Below are 590 nucleotides of genomic sequence, written 5' to 3'. Positions count from 1 at the left end.
CCCAGCCAGTGCTGGACGAGGAAGGTGCCGTGGAAGCCGATGAACAGCGTCCAGAAGGTGATCTTGCCGAGTCGTTCGTCGAGCATCTTGCCCGTCATCTTCGGCCACCAGAAGTGGAAGCCGGAGAACATCGCGAACACCACGGTGCCGAACACCACGTAGTGGAAGTGCGCCACCACGAAGTACGAGTCGGAGACGTGGAAGTCCAGCGGCGGCGAGGCCAGGATCACACCGGTCAGACCACCGAAGGTGAAGGTGATCAGGAAGCCGGTCGCCCACAGCATCGGCGTCTCGAAACTCAAGGACCCCTTCCACATGGTGCCGATCCAGTTGAAGAACTTCACGCCCGTGGGCACGGCGATCAGGAACGTCATGAAGGAGAAGAACGGCAGCAGCACCCCGCCGGTGACGTACATGTGGTGCGCCCACACCGTCACACTCAGACCGGCGATCGCGATGGTCGCGGCGACCAGCGTGGTGTAGCCGAACATCGGCTTGCGGGAGAAGACCGGGATGACCTCGGAGATGATCCCGAAGAACGGCAGGGCGATGATGTACACCTCTGGATGGCCGAAGAACCAGAAGAGGTG

Annotated in this window: 1 protein-coding gene; it reads right to left on the bottom strand. The window is 61.5% G+C overall.

The annotated features are described in order from the left end of the window. A partial coding sequence (locus FGD71_RS34840; protein WP_181359329.1) for a cbb3-type cytochrome c oxidase subunit I occupies positions 1–590 on the bottom strand: 590 nt, incomplete at both ends.

It is taken from the genome of Streptomyces sporangiiformans (assembly GCF_005768555.2).
Classification (GTDB): domain Bacteria; phylum Actinomycetota; class Actinomycetes; order Streptomycetales; family Streptomycetaceae; genus Streptomyces; species Streptomyces sporangiiformans.
The sequence above is the reverse complement of the archived record's forward strand: the minus strand, read 5'-3'. Positions and strand labels throughout refer to the sequence as shown.